This is a genomic window from Swaminathania salitolerans (assembly GCF_007988945.1).
GTDB classification, from domain to species: Bacteria; Pseudomonadota; Alphaproteobacteria; order Acetobacterales; family Acetobacteraceae; genus Swaminathania; species Swaminathania salitolerans.
The window spans coordinates 120,964-138,500 of record NZ_BJVC01000003.1 but is presented as its reverse complement, the minus strand read 5'-3'; the positions used below and the strand labels follow the sequence as shown (position 1 = coordinate 138,500).

The following is a 17,537-nucleotide window of genomic DNA, read 5'->3' as shown; positions in this document are numbered from 1 at the left end:
TGCCGGAGGCCTTTCCGGAGATGTGTGTGCCGCGTGAGGGTCCGGCGCCGATAAGCGTCTTGTGCGGAGGGCGGAGCGGGAATAGGCTCGCGTGTCATGTCACAGATCGCTCTTCAGTATGAAGCTCTTGAACGGACCCCGGTAACCGAGGCGCCCTTCAGGCATGTCGTGGTTCCCAACTTCGTGCGCGAGGAGGATCTGCAGACCCTCATCGGCCTCATGCCCGACATGCAATCCGGAGGATCCTTCCCTCCCGAGGGGCTGAAACTGCATCCCGTCGTGCGCGCCCTGACCCGGGAGCTGCAGGGGCCGAAACTCAAGCGTATCGTCGCGCGCAAATTCGATCTCGATGTCGAGGACGCGCCGAGCATGCTGACGCTGCGTGGGCGTACGCGCGAGAAGGACGGGCGCATCCATCGCGATTCCGAGGCGAAGCGCGTGACGATCCTTCTCTATCTCAATCCGGAGAGCGCTGCCTGGTCCGCACAGGAAGGATGTCTGCGCCTCCTGAACGGCCCTGACGATCTGGAAGATTACGCTGTCGAGGTGAAGCCGGCGCACGGGACCCTGCTGATTTTCCCGAACGGGCCGAAAACATGGCACGGTCACCGGCAATATGTCGGGCCGCGCTTCACGATCCAGCTCAACTACATGGCTACGAATGCAAAGGCACGCTATGAGCTTCGTCGTCATCGCCTGTCGGCACTGCTCAAGCGGCTGCCTTTCGCACGGTGATCATCGAATTCTGACTGGGGTAGTTTGACAATGGGATATCGCGTTGCGGTCGTGGGCGCGACTGGTGCTGTGGGCCGTGAGCTTCTGCGCATTCTCGCCGAGAGGCATTTTCCCGTATCCGAGGTGGCCGCTCTGGCTTCGGCCCGCTCGGTCGGACAGGAAATTTCCTATGGCGACAAAAAAGTCCTGAAAATCCAGAATCTCGAGACGTTCGATTTCGAGGGATGGGATATCGCCCTGTTTTCCCCCGGCGCTTCGGTTTCGGCCATCCATGCCCCCCGTGCAGCGGCGGCCGGGTGCATCGTTATCGACAATACGTCCCAGTTCCGGATGGAGCCGGACGTGCCGCTGGTGGTTCCCGAGGTGAACGCGAACGCGCTCAAGAAGATGAAGCGCAGGATCGTCGCCAATCCCAACTGTTCGACGGCCCAGATGGTGGTCGCTCTCAAGCCGCTTCACGATCTGTTCACTATCAGGCGTATCGTGGTTTCGACCTATCAGGCCGTGTCCGGTGCGGGCAAGGATGGCATGGATGAGCTGTTCGCGCAGAGCAAGGGGAGCTTCGTCGGCGATCCGCCGACCATCGCCCAGTTCACGAAACAGATCGCGTTCAACGTGATTCCCCATATCGATCGTTTCCTTCCGGACGGATCGACCAAGGAAGAATGGAAGATGGCGGTCGAGACACGCAAGATCCTCGATCCGGACATCAAGGTCGCGGCGACCTGTGTGCGCGTTCCGGTTTTCATCGGCCATTCCGAGTCGATCAATATCGAATGCGAGGAGAAAATCGATCTTGCCAGGGCGCGTGAGGCGCTGCGTGAGGCAGAGGGCGTCATCCTGCGCGACGAGCGCGACGATGGCGGTTATGTCACCCCGATCGAATGTGTCGGTGAGGATGCGACCTATGTCTCCCGCCTGCGGATCGACGATACGGTCGAGAACGGGCTCGCCCTGTGGTGCGTATCGGATAATCTGCGCAAGGGAGCTGCGCTGAATGCGGTGCAGATCGCCGAGGCGCTGGTGGCGCTGGATCTCGTCCGGCCGGGACGCTGATCTCCCCGTTTATTACATCTCCGTCATGTGCGATTCCGGTGTTGCACGCCTGCCGCGTCATGCCAAAGTATTGACTGGTGGCGAATGCGGGGCAGTCCCGCAATGGCCCGGACGGAGATGACAATGCTCGTTCTCGAGACGCTGGTCGCTGGTCTGTTCACCCTCGTGGCACTGGGGACCCTGCGTGCGGCTCCGTCCCTTCGCCCGATCCCGGTTCGCGCCCGTCGGAAACCTCCACAGCGTTGAATGCATTATCGTCTCTCTGTGACCCTGCATACAAACGATAGAGAGACATGGCGTTCCTGCACAAACCTTCTTCGGCCCCTGTACCGGAGGCCGGAAAGACCGGCTATCTGATTGCCAATCTCGGGACGCCCGATGGCACGGATTATCGCTCGGTCAGGCGGTATCTGTCCGAATTCCTTTCGGACAGACGCGTCATCGAGGCGCCTCCCGCAATCTGGCAGCCCATTCTCCAGGGCGTGGTCCTCACGACGCGCCCTTCGCGAAGCGGCGAAGCCTATGCCCGGATCTGGAACGAGGATGAGGACGCAAGTCCGCTGCGGGTCTATACCCGATCCCAGGCCGAGAAGCTCCGGCTCCGGCTCGGGGACGATCGTCCCGTTGCCTGGGGGATGCGCTACGGACAGCCCTCGATTAGCGAAGCCGTCGAGTCCCTGATGGATCAGGGCTGCGATCGTATCGTCTTCCTGCCGCTTTATCCGCAATACAGCGCGACCACGACCGCCACCGCAAACGACCAGCTTTTCCGGGCCCTGATGAAACTGCGTCGCCAGCCGGCGATCCAGACATTGCCCGCTTTTCCGGATCATCCGCTTTATATCGATGCGCTGGAAAAGAGCGTACGCGCCCATCTCGCCTCCCTGTCCTGGAAACCGCAGCAGATCGTGGCGTCGTTCCACGGCCTGCCCAAAAGCTGTGTGGAGAAGGGCGATTACTATCCGGAAGATTGCGAACGCACCCTTCGTGCGCTCCGCGAAAGGCTCTCGGTGAGCGAAGAGCAGATGCCCATAACCTATCAGTCCCGCTTCGGACCTATGGAATGGGTGCAGCCTTATACGGCGCCTTTCGTCTCGGCGCTTCCAGAACAGGGCATCACCCGTATCGCGGTGATCATGCCCGGTTTCATCAGCGATTGTATCGAGACGCTCGACGAGATCGGCAACGAACTGCGTGAGTCGTTCCTAGAGGCCGGTGGAGAGGAACTGACCCTCATTCCATGCCTCAATGACAGCGACGATGCGATCGACCTTCTGGAAGCGCTCCTGATCGGGTCGGAGGAGTCCCGGCAAAACCGGTCGCGCTGAACCGCCGGTTATCTGCCGCCTGCGTCGTCCGTGTTCGGTACTGAATATTTCCGAGCAACATAATGTCTGCCGGTTTTTCCGGCAGACATATGGATTAACTCAGGCCCGTCTGCGATAAGAGATTGTTATTCCCTGTAATGGATCAATCTTTTCGATGACTGAAAATCTTCCGAGCGTTGCGGTCGTCCTGTTTGTAAAGGATGAGTTTTCGGACATAGCGGGATGGATCGCCTGGCATGCCGCGCTGGGTGTCGAAGCCTTCTTCGTGTTCGACGACCACTCCTCCGACGGGACATGGGAGATTCTTCAGGCTGCCTCGAAATGCTACGATATCAGGCTTTTCAGGACCGATCCCCTCTCCGAGCCTGATTTCTATCTGAGGCAGCGGGATTCGTTCATGAAGGCCGCCGCGCTCAGTCGCAACGAGTTCGACTGGATCGGTTTTCTGGATGGAGACGAATACGTCTATCTCAGGCATTTCGACAGCCTTCCCGAGTTTCTGTGGCGATTCGAGGATGCCGACGGGATTGCCTTTTCCTGGCGCATACATGGAAGCGCCAATCGTGTCGTCAGACCGCGGATCACGACGATCGAAGCCTTCCCCATGCATTCGACCGAGGCTCTGGGCGACAATGTGCTCGTCAAGAGCTTCGTTCGTCCGGAGAAGACGAGCGAGACCTATATCAATCCCCACTGGTTCGATGTGCCGACGGAACGTTATGCGCGACCGAGCGGGCGCCTGGTCGAAAGCGCAAATGCCGTTCAGGAAATCGAGTGGTCCCATGGTTTCGTGCTGCATTTCATCTGCCGAAGCATGGAACACTATATCCAGAGGATCAAACGTCGCCTGAATGCCGATCTGTCGGACTCGGTGGGATATTGGGATCATTTCGACCGGAACGATGAGACGGATGCCGGACCGCTTCGTCTCGTTCCCCGAATGGAGCAGTTTCTCGCGCCGATCTACGAAGAAGCGGTGGGTTCGGCGATCCGGCGTCTGCAGTCGGGTCAATACGGTTTCGAACCCGCAGGACGGCGTGAGACGACCCTGTCGCCCCGGACGGCGTCCGTCTCATGGGTGGCCCTGCGCTCCTATTTCGACACCTGTCTCTATTGTCTGCCCGGTTCCGCAACGATCGTCCATGCCGATGGGGAGACCGCACAGCGCGAGGGGCTTCTTCCCGTTATCGGCTATATTTCGGACGATACACCGGACCTGATCGTGCTCAGCATTCCCGGATGCAACAGGAGCTTCATGAAGTTCGAGGGAGATGCGCGGCTCATGGAGCGGGCAATCTTCCGTCTCGTCACCGACGAAAACGGTGCTGTCGCCCTGCGTAATCCCGTCGAATCCTTCTACATGGCCTTCCAGCCGCCGGAGAATGGAATCGGAAAGATCGAGGTCAACAGGCACCAGGCCCGGGAGTGGGAGCAGATCGCGCTGGAGCCGACCGAGCTGATGGATGCCGGCCCGCAAAGATCGCTTCCCTTCGCCCCGGGGCATGGGGTCTCTGCCCGGGATATCCTCCACTGGCTTCGTGAAGAGGCGCCTTGTCCGCCTTCGAACGACGTGTTCCTTCGGGCTCTCTATGCCGCGCAGCCTTCCGTCCGGGCGGAAATCTCACGAATGGTTCCCGGTTTGCTCTGGAACGCTCTGGCCTGATTTCTAGGTGGATCATCCGGAGTTATGATCTTGTTTTGTTCCTGAGAACGATGTCATAACCGGGGCATGCTCCCCGGAGATTCCCCCCCGACGACGCGTCGCATCATTCACATCGATATGGACGCGTTCTATGCGTCCGTCGAGCAAAGGGACGATCCGGATCTGAGGGGGAGGGCCGTTGCGGTGGGCCGCGGCGAAGGGCGCGGGGTGGTCGCCGCAGCGAGTTATGAAGCGCGCCGTTTCGGGGTGCGCTCGGCCATGCCCTCGCGTACCGCTTTGCGGCATTGTCCCGATCTCGTCTTCGTTCCTCCGAGATTCGATGTCTATCGTGCGGTCTCCCGGCAGATCCACGCGGTGTTCGCGCGTTACACCGCGCTGATCCAGCCCTTGTCCCTGGACGAGGCTTCTCTGGACGTTTCCGGAACCTATCGCGATTACGGGTCGGCCACGCAGGTGGCGCGTCTCATCCGGGCGGCCATTTTCGAGGAAACGGGCCTCACGGCATCCGCCGGGATTTCCTATAACCGCTTCCTGGCCAAGCTGGCCTCCGATCATCGCAAGCCGAATGGCCAGTTCGTGATCACACCGCAGATGGGGCCGGGTTTCGCAGCCGCCTTGCGCGTGGAGCAGTTCCACGGCATCGGTCCGGCGACGCGCGCGCGCATGAACGCGCTCGGCATCTTTACCGGGGCGGATTTGCGAGACGCACCCATCGATGTGCTGAAACGGCATTTCGGCAAGGCCGCGGCGTTCTACGCGGCAATCGCGCGCGGGATCGACGACCGGCCGGTGGTGGCCGATACGGTCCGCAAATCCCTGGGGACGGAGACCACGTTCGAGCGCGATCTGTCGGACTGGAACGAGGCGCGAAACGTGCTCGAGGATTTATGCGCGAAGCTCTGGCGGCTTCGGACCGCCCGCGCCATTTCCGGCCGAACGCTCGTTCTCAAGATCAAATATGCCGATTTTCGCAGCGTGACCCGCACACGATCGGAAAGCCGCGCCATCGCCACGGAGGAGATGATGCGGGATCAGGCTCTGGTTCTGCTGAGGATGTTTTTCCCCCTCGACCGACCTATACGGCTCATGGGTGTGACCCTGACAGGGCTCGAAGGGAATTCAGGCGAAAATCTGGCGCAAATGACACTTTTCGATGATTCGACATGCTGACTTCTGCGGGTTTGCTGCGTTTACCGAAGCTCACGCAACCCCTCTTCTCCCGGGAAACAGGCCCATGCTCTCGGTCTTCTCCAATTCCTCGCTCTGGCTCGGCGCCTTCGTCTCTGTTCTCATCTGCGCGCTGGGCGCCGGATAGGACGCGCCAGCGTGTAGCGCCAAAGAAACTGCGCCAGAGAAACCGCGCCGGAGAAGCAGCACCAGAGAAACCGCATCCCGCAAGCAGCGCCGGGACTGCGTGCTGTCGCGGCAACAGGGCATGTGGTATGCCGACCGGTGCCATGCCGGCTGGGGAGCCTTGCGTGACAGCTCAGGAAAGCGGGGCATTCCGGATCGTCTGCGGGGCGGATCGCAGGAGGCGGAGCGGGGATACCGGCCTTCCGGAACGAAGAGATCCCACTCTGTGGGATGACTTCGGGCCGCCGGAGTGGCATTCTGCACAGAACGGCACTTTCTAACTCTGCCGAACTCTACCGAACTCTTTGGGGGATCTGATCATGACTGCGGGGCAGGAAACGGCGCATCGGTCGCCGATCGGACGAATCCTGCCGGTCGTCCTGCTCAATCTCATCATCTATATCGTCATCGGTCTGCCGATGGCCGTCATCCCGATCTTCGTGCACACCGTGCTTCACTTCAACACGGTGCTCGCGGGCTTCGCAGTTTCCCTGCAATATTTCGCGACCTTCGCGTCACGGGCATCGGCCGGCCATCGTATCGATACGGGCGGGCCGAAACCCGTCGTCGTCTCGGGTCTCGCGCTGGGGACGCTGTCGGGAGCGCTCCTGCTCCTTGCAGGGCTGAGTGCCTCGATCACATCGCTCTCCCTGCTTTGTCTTCTCGTCAGCCGCCTTGCGCTGGGCTGGGCGGAGAGCTGGGCTTCGACCGGGGTGATCGTGTGGAACATACGGCGTGCCGGGGCGGCCAATACGGCTCAGGTGATCTCCTGGAACGGGATCACCTCCTATGGCGGTATTGCCCTGGGCGCCACGCTCGGCGAGCAGCTTTCCCATCTGGGCGGAGGCTGGGGCGGGCTCGTGACGCTCGGGATCGTCTCGGCGCTTCTGCCTGCGATCGGGACGGCGCTCGCCTCGTCCTATCCGGGTGTCGCGCCGCTCAAGAGCGACCGTCCTGCGATGCCGTTCTCGCGTGTCTTCCGTCTCGTTCTTCCTCATGGCTGTGCGCTCGCGGCCGGCTCGGTCGGGTTCGGCGCCATCTCCTCATGTCTCGCGCTCTATTTCGCGGCAGAGCACTGGTCGGGAGCCGCCCAGGCTCTGGCCGTGTTCGGCATGGTCTTCGTCATCGTCCGCTTCGTCTTCGCGCGTCAGATCGGTCGTATGGGTGGAACGAAGGTGGCGCTCATTTCTCTGGGCGTCGAAGCGATCGGCCTGTTGATCCTGGCGCTTCTGCCTTCGGCTGAGGCAGCCACGCTCGGCGCTGCGGTGACGGGGGCAGGGTTTTCTCTGGTCTTCCCCGCTCTCGGCGTTCTGGCGGTCGATCGCGCCGGTGCCGAAAACCGCGGCGCCGCCCTCGGTGCCTTTTCGGTCTTTCTCGATCTGGCAATCGGAATATCCGGGCCGGTCCTCGGGCTCGTGATCCATGCAGCAGGGTATATGGCCCTGTTCATCTTTACCTCATGCGTTACACTCCTCGGCGTCGTGCAGGTGCTCAGGTTGCAGCGCGCTGTCTCTCGCTGACACTTCCCAGGAAAGGTAATCTCCAGATGACGATCGCCGCCGCCGCCGTTTTCTGCGGCTCGCGCCTCGGAATTCTTCCCGCGTTCACGGAGGCCGCCCGGGAGACGGGGGCCGGCCTCGCAGAAAGAGGCATCCATCTCGTTTATGGCGGCGGTGCCGTGGGGCTCATGGGGGTGGTGGCAGAAGCCGCTCTCGAGGCCGGAGGCTCGGTCACGGGGATCATCCCCGAATTCCTGCACGATCGCGAGGTGATGAACGAACGTGTGACGGATCTCGTTGTCACGGGTTCCATGCATGAGCGCAAGCGCCTGATGTTTGCGCAGGCGGATGCGTTTCTCATCCTGCCCGGCGGTCTCGGGACATTCGACGAGCTTATGGAAATCATGACCTGGCGTCAGCTTTCGCTGCACGACAAACCGATCGTGATCGTGAATGTCGCAAACTGGGCCGTGCATGTGATCGCCGCCCTCGAGGCCGCGATCGAGCAGGGACTGGCCGACCCGTCCGCGCGTGCGCTTTATCAGGTCGTCAACGATGTGCCCGCGGCGTTCGATGCCCTCCGCAGCATGAAAAAGCGTGAAGAAAAAGAGGAAACCCACCGACTTTGATCGCAGACCCCCCTTGCGGAGGGGGCCGACCGGAGGTATAGCCCCATCCATCGGTTCGGAGTGTAGCTCAGCCTGGTAGAGCACTGTGTTCGGGACGCAGGGGCCGGAGGTTCGAATCCTCTCACTCCGACCAGATACCCCCTCGGCGAGGGGTTTTTCTTCCCGGAAAATCTGTCGGATCTGACGGCTGGCCAAATCCCGGCCGGTCATGTCAATGTGGCGATTCCCGAATCTGACGGGGAGGGGATCGTAAGCTGAATGACCGCACGGGTCTGTTTTGCGACGGCAGGTGTCGCTCTTCTCCTCGCTGCGCTGGTCGCTCTGTGCAGCGGGCGCTACGCCATCGGGCCGTTGGCTCTGTTCGCTTCGCTCGGCCATGATGGCGATATCACCACGCGTGCCGTCCTCCTTCAGGCGCGTCTTCCCCGCCTCGTGGCATCGGTCGGTATCGGCGCAGCCCTCTCCGTATCCGGTGCCGCCTTTCAGGCCGTGTTTCGCAATCCTCTCGTTTCCCCCGATCTTCTGGGCGTTCTGAGCGGCTCCGCTTTCGGGGCTGCCGCTGCCATTCTCTGCCATGCGACGCCTGTTACCATCCAGCTCGCCACCTTCGCAGGCGGATGCTGTGCGGTCGGATGCGGTTTCTGCATCGCGCGTCTCGTCGGGTCGGAGGGTATCCTGCCCCTGCTGCTCGGCGGGCTGATCAGCGCCGCGCTGTTCACGGCGCTGCTGTCGCTGCTCAAATACCTGGCCGATCCGTTCGACACCCTGCCTGCGATCATTTACTGGCTTCTGGGCAGTCTCGCCCAGACGCGCTGGCCCGAACTCGCCGTCATCATGCCGATACTCTGTCTCGTCATGGGGGCGCTCTGGATCGGCGGGCGTCTTCTCGATGTTCTCGGGCTGAGCGACGATGAGGCGCATAGTCTGGGTCTGCCGATCGGGGCGATGCGCTGGGGCGTATTGCTGCTCGCGACGGCGCTCGGAGCCCTTACCGTCTCTCTGGCGGGCATGATCGGCTGGATCGGATTGCTCGTGCCTCATATCGCCCGGCTGCTTGTCGGTCCCGATCATCGTCTTCTTCTGCCGTTTTCCGCCATGCTCGGTGCGGTCTGCCTTACCCTTGCCGATACTGCGGCCAGAACCCTGTCTCCTTCCGAAATGCCCCTCGGCATGATGACGGAACTCTTCGGCGCGCTCGGTTTCATCTTCGTGCTGCGCCGCCTGCGTCGCGAGGGCAGTCTGTGACCGCATCTGATCCGCCTCTCTCCCGTGATCCGCCTCTCCCTGATGGGGCTTCCCTCCCGGGCTCTGCGCCCGGTCTGAGCGCCGAGGCTCTGAGTCTCTTCCGTTCGGGGCGGGCGGTGCTGCGGGCGTGCTCCTTCACGCTCGGCGCAGAAACGCCTGTCGCCGTGCTTGGTGCGAACGGCGCGGGAAAGACCAGCCTCCTGCGCGTGCTTCTGGGGCTGGAGCGGCCGGCCAGCGGAACGGTGCGGCTCGGCGGCCGCGCTCTGACCGAACTGTCCCGCCCGATGCGGGCGCGGGCGATGGCATATGTCCCGCAATATCGCGAGAAACCGCCGGGTTTCACCGTGTTCCAGATCGTGGCGCAGGGGCGGTTTCCGCATGGCGGGCTGTATCGCGCGCTATCGCCCCGCGATCGTGACGAGGTCGAGGCGGCGCTCGATATCATGACGCTGTCGGCTCTGCGCGACCGGCCATGCAATACCTTGTCGGGCGGGGAATACCAGCGCGTCCTCCTTGCCCGGGCCGTTGCACAGAAGACGGATATCCTCGTGCTCGACGAGCCGCTCGCGGCTCTCGATTACGGTCATCAGAGACGGTTCATGGCGCTTCTCTCCGCGCTGGCCCGGGAGGGGCGTCTCGTGATCATGACGATTCATCAGCCGGATCTCGCTTTTCGTCACGCGCGACGCATACTTCTCATGCAGGATGGGCGTCTCGTTGCGGACGGTCCGCCGGAGCGCGTCCTCGACAGCGCCACGCTCGGTGCCTTCTGGGGCGTGCCGCTTCGGCATCACGATATCGGTCGCGACCGCTTCTATACCGACCCGGAGGAGATTCGATGAGTTGCAGGGCGCCTTTCAGGAGTCTTCTCGCCCTTCTCGCGCTGGCAGCCGTTTCGTGTCCCGCTTCGGCGCGCCCGGCGCCCGCGCGTATCGTCGATGGCTGGTACGCGCATAATGCGACGCTCATCATGCTCGGAGCATCGCGCAGGATCGTCGGGACGGTGGTCGCGCCGGATCGCTTCAGATGGATGTATCGCGTGGCGCCATGGCTGGCGAAAGCGCATCTGTTTCCCAGCATGTCGCTCGGTGCGGAGGCCGTTCTTGCCTTGCATCCCGATCTCGTTTTCGTCACCAGACAGTCGAATGTCGCTGCCGGATTGCGCGCGCTCGGTCTGGATGCCGTGCCGGTCGGATTCACCGATTTCGCAGGTATGCTCGATACCATCGACGATACGGCTGCCCGTCTGGATACCGACGAAGCGAGGCAGCAGGCGCAGCGCTATCGCGCGGCCTTCACCGCCCTCCTCGGGGAGGAAACGGCGCATCCCGTCGGCCATCGACCGCGCGTGCTGCATATTGCCGCCTTCGATCCGCTCACGGTGGATGGCGACCGCACCATCATCGATGAATGGATCCGGCATGCGGGCGGGGTCAACGCTGCCGAGGGGCTCCACGGCAACAAGCGCCCTGTTTCCATCGAACAGATCCTGGCCTGGTCGCCGGATGTGATCATTCTCGGCGCCGATGCGGGCATGCCGGACCGTTCGGGCGGGGCGGGTTTGTGGGATCGTCTCGCGGCGGTCAGAAACGGACAGGTCTTTCGCAATCCCGCCGGGGTCTTCAACTGGGATCGATACAGCCCCGAACTTCTCCTTCAGCTTTCCTGGGCGCGACAGATCGTCGCGACGGGGCGGATAGACCGCCCTGACATGATCGACCGGATACGGAAATTCTACCGGAGCTTCTACGATGTCGCGCTCACGCCGGACGATGCCGGGCGCATTCTGGACGCGATGCCGCCGCGCTGATTCCGGTCCGGAGCGCCGGGGGCGGATGCAAAGCGGGGGCGGAAAACCGCAGGGTCAGGCGTGACCGGTATGATGCGACAGGGAGAGCGGATCGATATTGATGCTCGCCAGTGCCTTGCGCCATTTGGGCATCTGGTCGCGCCCGAACACCAGATCGTCCAGCGCCGGGGCGCAGAGCCAGGCATTCTGTCGCACGACCTCGTCCTCGAGCTGACCGGGTTCCCAGGAGGCATGACCGAGTGCGAGCAGGGCATGACGGGGGCCGTCTCCATTCGCGATGTCGTGCAGGACATCGAGACTGGCGGTCAGGCAGTTCTCGTCATTGATGACGAGACTGTCTTCCCGTTTCCAGTCGGCGGAGTGCAGTACGAACCCGCGCGAGGGCTCCATGGGGCCGCCCGAGCAGAGATTGATGCGCCGCCGGGGCGGAGAGGGTGTGATCTCGAGCTGATCGAACAGGGCCTCGAGGGTCGGATGAGAGGCCCTGCGGTTGATGATCAGTCCCATCGCGCCATCCTGGGGCGAATGGGCGCAGATATAGACGACGCTGCGGGCAAACTCCGAATCGCCGAGCATGGGGCTCGAAATGAGCAACCGGCCGGTAAAACCGGTTTCGGGGGAGATGAACGCAGAGGCCATGGCAGAAAATGTCGGCGATCGGCGGAGGTTTTGCAAGAGCGCGTCATTCGGGCAACCATGACATGTCTGGGCCGTCTGGATGGGTGAACAGGGCGCGTGATCCGCCGCATCCCGCAATGACGGTCGGCGCGGCGTTAACGTCGCGCATCGAAATCTGCGGTGAAACCCGCAGTGAAAGAGGAAGAAGATATGGCCATCGTATTGGTGACCGGCGCTACCGCCGGTTTTGGTCGGGCGATCGCCCAGCGTCTCGTCAGCGAAGGCCATCGGGTTATCGGCACGGGGCGACGCAAGGCGCGTCTGGACGCCCTTCGCGAGACGCTGGGCGAGGCGTTTCTTCCGCTCGAGCTCGACATGACCGACAGGACCGGCATACGGAGTCTGCCTGACACCCTGCCTCCGGAATGGCGCGAGGTGGCGGTGCTGATCAACAATGCGGGGCTCGCGCTCGGTGTCGGGAAGGCCCAGGAGGCGGATATCGACGACTGGGAGACGATGATCGACACCAATGTCAGCGGGATGGTCGAGATGACCCGCGCCTTCCTCCCGGGCATGGTGCAGCGCAATGCCGGCTATGTGCTAACCATCGGCAGTATCGCAGGCAGCTATCCCTATGTCGGTGGCAATGTCTATGGCGCGACGAAAGCCTTTGTCGCGCAGTTTATGCGCAATCTGCGCACGGATCTCCTCGGTACGGCTGTCAGGGTGACGAATATCGAACCGGGCATGTGCGGCGGGAGTGAGTTCAGCGCCGTCAGGCTGCGCGATGAGGAGAAGGGCCGGGATGTCTACAAGGGAACCGATCCGCTGACTCCGGAGGATATCGCAGCGACGATCTCCTGGCTCGTCGCTCTGCCGCCGCACATGAATGTGAATGCGATCGAGATGATGCCCGTGTGTCAGGCTGCGGGCGGACTTGCGGTGGATCGCCGTCGTGACTGAGCTTACGCTGGATTTCGCGCGCACGCTTCCGGCGCGCTATCGGGTGCGCGAAGGCAGTGCGTTCACGCTCGATTCGTATCCGACACGCGATCATGGCGATCTGGACAAGAAGCAGGTCAGGAAATGGGTGCGCCAGAGGCGCGCGCATCTCGGCGCGCTGCAGGAGCGCATCGCGGCCGAGCACCGTCATGCGTTGCTCGTCGTGCTGCAGGGTATGGACGGTGCCGGAAAGGACAGCCTCATACTCAACGTTATGACGGGGATGAATCCGCAGGGAACCAGGGTCGTCTCGTTCAAGAAACCGAGCGAGATCGAACAGGCGCATGATTATCTCTGGCGCGTCCATATGGCGGTGCCCGCGCGCGGGCAGGTCGGCGTCTTCAATCGCAGTCATTACGAGGATGTGCTCGTGGCGCGCGTTCATGCGGACCGGCTGGATACCGCCGGTATGCAGGGCAACCCTGAAACGGAGGCGTTCTGGGACGGTCGATTGACCGATATCCGCAATTTCGAGAGTTATCTCTCCCGTCAGGGCATACATACGTTCAAGATCATGCTGCACATGTCGCCGGAATGTCAGCAGAAACGCCTGTTGAGACGGCTGCGCCGACCGGACAAACGCTGGAAATTCGACGAGAGCGATCTGGCGGAACGCCAGTTCTGGCCCGCCTATCAACAGGCCTATCAGGAGGCGATCCGGGCCACGTCCTGCAAGCATGCGCCATGGCTGGTCGTCCCTTCGGACAAGAAATGGTACGCGCGGCTCGTCGTGATGGAGGCGCTGATCGAGAGGCTCGAGGGTCTCAGCCCCGAGCCGCCTCCGGCCTCACCGGAAATCCTCCGGAATCTCGACCGGCTGGAAGCCAGAATCAAGGCAAGCAGGATCGGATCCTGAAGGCGGGTCAGGGGGAGCCCCCCTGACCTGAAGATCAGGGTTTCGCCGCGCGGGCGGCCTTGATCTGGGCGCGCATCTCCTCGGTGGAGACCGCGCCGGGGATGATCGCGTTGGTACCGAAAACGAAGGTCGGCGTTCCGTCGAGACCGATCAGGCGTGCCTGGGCGAGGTTCTCGTTGATTTCGGCCGCGACGGACGGGGCATGCATGTCCTTTTCCAGCCGGTCGGCATCGAGGCCATTGGCTTTCGCAAGCTGGCGGATCCGCTCCATCGTCGGCGGGGCCTTGTCCTGCATGAGGGCGCGTTTCATCTTCTCGTATCCGCCCTGCAGGGCTGCGGCGAAGATAGCCTGCGTATCGAGAACGCTTTTCTCGCTCAGGACCGGTACGATCTTCTCGACCAGACGAAGCTGCGGATCGGCCTTGAGAAGGGAATCGACCACCGGCACCATGCTGCGGCAATAGCCGCATCGCGGATCGAGAAACTCCACGAGCGTGAGATCGCCATGCGGATTGCCGCGCACGGCATAATCGGGCGCTTTTTCCAGCCGCGCATGATCGGCCCTGACATGGGCGAGCGCATCGTCGGCCGCCTTCTGCTGCGCACCGGCGCGCAATGCCATGATCGCATCGCTCAGAATGCTCGGATCCTTCCTGAGCGCTTCGCGCATGATCGAGACGATCTCGTCCCGCTGCGCGGGCGAGAATTGCGCGGCGGGCGCCGCCATGGCGGGCGGGGCGAACGGAAGCGATGCCGGAAGGGTCAGGGCGAGGGCGAAAAGAGCGCTGCCGAGGCGGGCGCAGGTCGGGCGGATCATCAGGCGGTATCCTGCGAGGCGTGAGGAGCTGGAGCCATCCTGCATAGGGCAGTCGTGGCGTTTTCGCAAAACCGGGGGAGGGCTGGCAGGTTGCCCATCGTCCGGATCACGGTTAGATGCGTAAACGAACCCAATTTCCCGACAGTTGCCGTGTCGTCCGGAAGGACATGCTGTCGCGAACAGAGAAAGAAGGCTTGCCGGGTCATGAAGACACCGCATGTGGCGCATCGTGATACGAACGCACCCTGTCGTCCCGGACGTCGGATGAGACACAGATCCGGGCTGCGTGGCGTCTGCATGCTGATGACGGCAACCCTTCTCGCCGGGTGCAGCGATGTCTCGCATATCGGTCACAGTCTCTTCGGCAAGACCACGCCGATCGTGACCGGCTATATCGGGACGGTCGTCGCGGACGAGCCCCGGGCGGCTCTGGTCGGTCGCGACGTTCTCGTGCACGGGGGCAATGCCGCCGACGCTGCGGCCGCTGTCGGCATGGCGCTTGCCGTGACCCTTCCGTCCCGCGCATCTCTGGGCGGGGGCGGGGCCTGTCTCGTGCGACGTCAGGGCGAGGCGCCGCAGGCATTCTCCTTCCTGCCGGCGGCTTCCGCGACCGATGCCTCTTCCCCCCTGCCCGCGACCCGGCCCGCAGCGATGCCCATGACGCCGCGCGGCCTTTTCACGATGCAACTGCGTTACGGCAGCGTCGAATTCGCCGATCTGATCGGCCCCTCGGTGCAACTCGCCCGCAGTGGAGCGACGGTCAGTCGCGTTCTGGCCCAGGATATCGCGGCGGTGCATACGGCCCTGTTCGCGGACGAGGCAGCCCGCACGGTCTTTGCCCGGGCCGACGGAACGCCGTTGCAGAATGGCGATGCCCTGATCCAGCCGAGACTCGCGAGCTTTCTCGAGCGCATGGGGAATGTCGGGGTCGGCGATCTGTATAACGGCGCGCTCGGCGGGATTTTCGTCGAGGGTGCGAACCGCGCGGGCGGAGGGCTCGACCGCGCCTCGCTGCGCAAGGCATTGCCGATACAATCGGCGCCGCTTCGTCTCGCACGCGACGGCGTGACGGCCTATTTCCTGCCGCCGCCCGCCGATGGCGGACTCGGGGCGGCTGCGGCCTTCAACGGAGATGGATCGGCCCAGGGCGCGGTTGCGCTCTGGCGTCAGGAGGCCCGCGCAGGACTGAGCAGCGAGGCGCTGCTGGCGGCTGCCCGGACGCTGGTGACACAGGGTGGCGCAAAAGGCGGAGTCCTGCCGCCGCTTCCGGCTTCGACCTCCTTCGTCGTGACCGACCGGCAAGGCGGAATGGTTGCCTGCGCCCTGACCGACAACAATCTGTTCGGTACGGGGCGTATGGCGGTGGGAACCGGCGTCCTTCTGGCAGCCGCTCCGGGCCGTTACCCTGCGCCGCTCCTTTCGGCAGCCCTGCTGATGCGCCGCAATACGCCCGTGGCGGCACTCGCCAGCTCGGGTCAGAACGATGCCGCCGATGCCCTGGCCCGCGCCGCCCGGGCCGTGCTGGCCCATTCGGCTCTTCCGAGGGATGGCGAGGGGCGGGTCAATGCCTCTCTTTGCGATGGCGATACCTGTCATGGCGAAACCGATCCCAGAGGGGGAGGGCTGTCGGTCGGCAGCTTCAACAACTGAGCGCATCCGCGTGTCGGCCCCTCCTCCGGGAGGGGCTTTTTTTGTTGCGGATGCTCTTGCGCGCCTTGGGTATGATCATGATATGTTCTCCCGGAACAAAAGCGAACAACTGAAACGAATCGCGTCATCGCGGATTGCCGACCGGCAGGGTTTGGGCGAGAGTGATGAGAGCGGAGGACAGAAGATGAGCACGGACAGGACGAAAGCACTCGAGGGTGCGCTGAGCCAGATCGAGCGGGCTTTCGGCAAGGGCTCGATCATGCGCATGGGGCAGCGCCCCAAGGAGCAGGTCGACGTGATCTCCACAGGATCGCTCGGTCTCGATATCGGTCTCGGTATCGGCGGTCTGCCGCGCGGGCGAATCATCGAGATCTACGGTCCCGAAAGCTCCGGCAAGACGACGCTGGCCCTCCATGCCATTGCCGAAGCCCAGAAAAAGGGCGGGACCTGCGCCTTCGTCGATGCCGAACACGCGCTCGATCCGGGATATGCGCGCAAGCTCGGCGTCGATGTGGACAATCTCCTTCTGAGCCAGCCCGATGCGGGCGAACAGGCGCTGGAAATTGCCGATACGCTCGTGCGTTCCGGTGCCGTCGATGTGCTCGTGGTGGATTCCGTGGCTGCTCTCGTGCCGAGGGCCGAGCTCGAAGGCGATATGGGAGACAGCCATGTCGGCCTGCATGCGCGTCTGATGAGCCAGGCACTGCGCAAGCTGACCGGAACGGTATCGCGTTCGAACACCATGGTCATCTTCCTGAACCAGATCCGTATGAAGATCGGTGTGATGTTCGGAAATCCGGAGACCACGACCGGCGGCAACGCATTGAAGTTCTACGCATCGGTCCGTCTGGATATCCGCCGTATCGGCTCGATCAAGGATCGTGACGAGGTGGTCGGCAACCAGACCCGCGTGAAGGTGGTCAAGAACAAGATGGCCCCGCCTTTCCGTCAGGTCGAGTTCGACATCATGTACGGCGAGGGGATCAGCAAGGTCGGCGAGCTTATCGATCTTGGCGTGAAGGCGAATATCGTCGAGAAATCGGGTGCGTGGTTCTCCTATGACAGCACCCGCGTCGGGCAGGGGCGTGAAAACGCCAAGCAGTTCCTGCGCGATCATCCCGAGATGGCGTCCGATATCGAACGTCGTATCCGTGAACAGGCGGGTGTCGTCGCGGATGCGCTCATGACCCCGCCGGACGAGCAGGAAGACGGGGCGGACGAATAAGGCCGGACGAACCGGGCAAACGAACCGGCCAGATGAACCGGGTAAACGCGG

At 62.9% G+C, this 17,537-nt stretch carries 17 protein-coding genes and 1 tRNA gene; 16 read left to right on the top strand and 2 right to left on the bottom strand.

The features are described 5' to 3' along the window. The first annotated feature begins 96 nt into the window (after positions 1-96). From SSA02_RS07835 to SSA02_RS07785, 12 genes are all read left to right on the top strand, one after another. A complete protein-coding gene (locus SSA02_RS07835) occupies positions 97-735 on the top strand; it encodes a 2OG-Fe(II) oxygenase family protein (protein ID WP_147093518.1) in 639 nt (212 codons plus the stop codon). A 30-nt stretch (positions 736-765) separates the two neighbouring features. Continuing rightward, positions 766-1,791, top strand: coding sequence for an aspartate-semialdehyde dehydrogenase (locus tag SSA02_RS07830; RefSeq protein WP_147093517.1), 1,026 nt, complete (start codon positions 766-768; stop codon positions 1,789-1,791). 117 nt (positions 1,792-1,908) lie between these two features. Beyond that, entirely contained in the window at positions 1,909-2,037 is a 129-nt protein-coding gene (locus SSA02_RS13010; protein WP_264884086.1) for a hypothetical protein, read from the top strand. A gap of 47 nt (positions 2,038-2,084) precedes the next feature. Beyond that, positions 2,085-3,119 carry a ferrochelatase gene (hemH, locus tag SSA02_RS07825; protein WP_147093516.1) on the top strand — a complete coding sequence of 345 codons (1,035 nt, stop codon included), beginning with the start codon at positions 2,085-2,087 and terminating at the stop codon, positions 3,117-3,119. A gap of 154 nt (positions 3,120-3,273) precedes the next feature. Next, on the top strand, positions 3,274-4,782 hold the full coding sequence (locus SSA02_RS07820; RefSeq protein ID WP_147093515.1) for a glycosyltransferase family 2 protein: 1,509 nt from the start codon (positions 3,274-3,276) through the stop codon (positions 4,780-4,782). Positions 4,783-4,848: 66 nt separating this feature from the next. Continuing rightward, on the top strand, positions 4,849-5,952 hold the full coding sequence (dinB, locus tag SSA02_RS07815) for a DNA polymerase IV (protein WP_147093514.1): 1,104 nt from the start codon (positions 4,849-4,851) through the stop codon (positions 5,950-5,952). A 503-nt stretch (positions 5,953-6,455) separates the two neighbouring features. Beyond that, positions 6,456-7,655 (top strand): MFS transporter, encoded by a 1,200-nt coding sequence (locus SSA02_RS07810; RefSeq protein WP_186807722.1) that lies wholly within the window; start codon positions 6,456-6,458, stop codon positions 7,653-7,655. Between the two features lie 26 nt (positions 7,656-7,681). Further along, positions 7,682-8,263: an LOG family protein gene (locus tag SSA02_RS07805; RefSeq protein WP_147093513.1), complete on the top strand. Its 582-nt coding sequence runs from the start codon at positions 7,682-7,684 to the stop codon at positions 8,261-8,263. A gap of 56 nt (positions 8,264-8,319) precedes the next feature. Beyond that, positions 8,320-8,396 (top strand) — tRNA-Pro (locus SSA02_RS07800). Positions 8,397-8,521: 125 nt separating this feature from the next. Beyond that, positions 8,522-9,508, top strand: a complete 987-nt coding sequence (locus SSA02_RS07795) for a FecCD family ABC transporter permease (protein ID WP_147093512.1) — start codon at positions 8,522-8,524, stop codon at positions 9,506-9,508. Continuing rightward, positions 9,505-10,350, top strand: a complete 846-nt coding sequence (locus tag SSA02_RS07790) for an ABC transporter ATP-binding protein (protein WP_147093511.1) — start codon at positions 9,505-9,507, stop codon at positions 10,348-10,350. Before SSA02_RS07795 ends, SSA02_RS07790 begins: the two co-directional genes overlap by 4 nt. Then, positions 10,347-11,318, top strand: a complete 972-nt coding sequence (locus tag SSA02_RS07785; protein ID WP_147093510.1) for an ABC transporter substrate-binding protein — start codon at positions 10,347-10,349, stop codon at positions 11,316-11,318. Before SSA02_RS07790 ends, SSA02_RS07785 begins: the two co-directional genes overlap by 4 nt. A 54-nt stretch (positions 11,319-11,372) precedes the next feature. Here SSA02_RS07785 and SSA02_RS07780 read toward each other — a convergent pair whose 3' ends face one another. Further along, positions 11,373-11,957, bottom strand: a complete 585-nt coding sequence (locus SSA02_RS07780; RefSeq protein WP_147093509.1) for a YqgE/AlgH family protein — start codon at positions 11,955-11,957, stop codon at positions 11,373-11,375. Positions 11,958-12,146: 189 nt separating this feature from the next. Here SSA02_RS07780 and SSA02_RS07775 point away from each other — a divergent pair, with 189 nt between their 5' ends. Together SSA02_RS07775 and SSA02_RS07770 are read left to right on the top strand one after the other, a co-directional pair. Next, positions 12,147-12,899 (top strand): SDR family NAD(P)-dependent oxidoreductase, encoded by a 753-nt coding sequence (locus tag SSA02_RS07775; RefSeq protein WP_147093508.1) that lies wholly within the window; start codon positions 12,147-12,149, stop codon positions 12,897-12,899. Further along, positions 12,892-13,794 (top strand): PPK2 family polyphosphate kinase, encoded by a 903-nt coding sequence (locus SSA02_RS07770; protein ID WP_186807721.1) that lies wholly within the window; start codon positions 12,892-12,894, stop codon positions 13,792-13,794. The genes SSA02_RS07775 and SSA02_RS07770 overlap by 8 nt, the downstream gene beginning before the upstream one ends. Positions 13,795-13,828: 34 nt before the next feature. Here the strand turns inward: SSA02_RS07770 and SSA02_RS07765 are convergent, their stop codons facing one another. Beyond that, complete coding sequence (locus SSA02_RS07765) at positions 13,829-14,611, bottom strand: DsbA family protein (protein WP_147093506.1); 783 nt, start codon at positions 14,609-14,611, stop codon at positions 13,829-13,831. Between the two features lie 264 nt (positions 14,612-14,875). On the opposite strand from SSA02_RS07765, the gene SSA02_RS07760 reads away from it, so the two are divergent. Both SSA02_RS07760 and recA read left to right on the top strand, forming a co-directional pair. After that, on the top strand, positions 14,876-16,261 hold the full coding sequence (locus SSA02_RS07760) for a gamma-glutamyltransferase (RefSeq protein ID WP_246103732.1): 1,386 nt from the start codon (positions 14,876-14,878) through the stop codon (positions 16,259-16,261). 184 nt (positions 16,262-16,445) lie between these two features. Continuing rightward, positions 16,446-17,486 carry a recombinase RecA gene (recA, locus tag SSA02_RS07755; protein ID WP_147093505.1) on the top strand — a complete coding sequence of 347 codons (1,041 nt, stop codon included), beginning with the start codon at positions 16,446-16,448 and terminating at the stop codon, positions 17,484-17,486. Positions 17,487-17,537 lie beyond the last annotated feature (51 nt).

Bases quoted from the DNA above. Each gene is read 5' to 3' on its own strand.
- SSA02_RS07835 (WP_147093518.1), top strand. From the start codon at position 97: ATGTCACAGATCGCTCTTCAGTATGAAGCTCTTGAACGGACCCCGGTA.
- SSA02_RS07830 (WP_147093517.1), top strand. From the start codon at position 766: ATGGGATATCGCGTTGCGGTCGTGGGCGCGACTGGTGCTGTGGGCCGT.
- SSA02_RS13010 (WP_264884086.1), top strand. From the start codon at position 1,909: ATGACAATGCTCGTTCTCGAGACGCTGGTCGCTGGTCTGTTCACCCTC.
- hemH (WP_147093516.1), top strand. From the start codon at position 2,085: ATGGCGTTCCTGCACAAACCTTCTTCGGCCCCTGTACCGGAGGCCGGA.
- SSA02_RS07820 (WP_147093515.1), top strand. From the start codon at position 3,274: ATGACTGAAAATCTTCCGAGCGTTGCGGTCGTCCTGTTTGTAAAGGAT.
- dinB (WP_147093514.1), top strand. From the start codon at position 4,849: ATGCTCCCCGGAGATTCCCCCCCGACGACGCGTCGCATCATTCACATC.
- SSA02_RS07810 (WP_186807722.1), top strand. From the start codon at position 6,456: ATGACTGCGGGGCAGGAAACGGCGCATCGGTCGCCGATCGGACGAATC.
- SSA02_RS07805 (WP_147093513.1), top strand. From the start codon at position 7,682: ATGACGATCGCCGCCGCCGCCGTTTTCTGCGGCTCGCGCCTCGGAATT.
- SSA02_RS07795 (WP_147093512.1), top strand. From the start codon at position 8,522: ATGACCGCACGGGTCTGTTTTGCGACGGCAGGTGTCGCTCTTCTCCTC.
- SSA02_RS07785 (WP_147093510.1), top strand. From the start codon at position 10,347: ATGAGTTGCAGGGCGCCTTTCAGGAGTCTTCTCGCCCTTCTCGCGCTG.
- SSA02_RS07780 (WP_147093509.1), bottom strand. From the start codon at position 11,957: ATGGCCTCTGCGTTCATCTCCCCCGAAACCGGTTTTACCGGCCGGTTG.
- SSA02_RS07775 (WP_147093508.1), top strand. From the start codon at position 12,147: ATGGCCATCGTATTGGTGACCGGCGCTACCGCCGGTTTTGGTCGGGCG.
- SSA02_RS07765 (WP_147093506.1), bottom strand. From the start codon at position 14,611: ATGATCCGCCCGACCTGCGCCCGCCTCGGCAGCGCTCTTTTCGCCCTC.
- SSA02_RS07760 (WP_246103732.1), top strand. From the start codon at position 14,876: ATGAGACACAGATCCGGGCTGCGTGGCGTCTGCATGCTGATGACGGCA.
- recA (WP_147093505.1), top strand. From the start codon at position 16,446: ATGAGCACGGACAGGACGAAAGCACTCGAGGGTGCGCTGAGCCAGATC.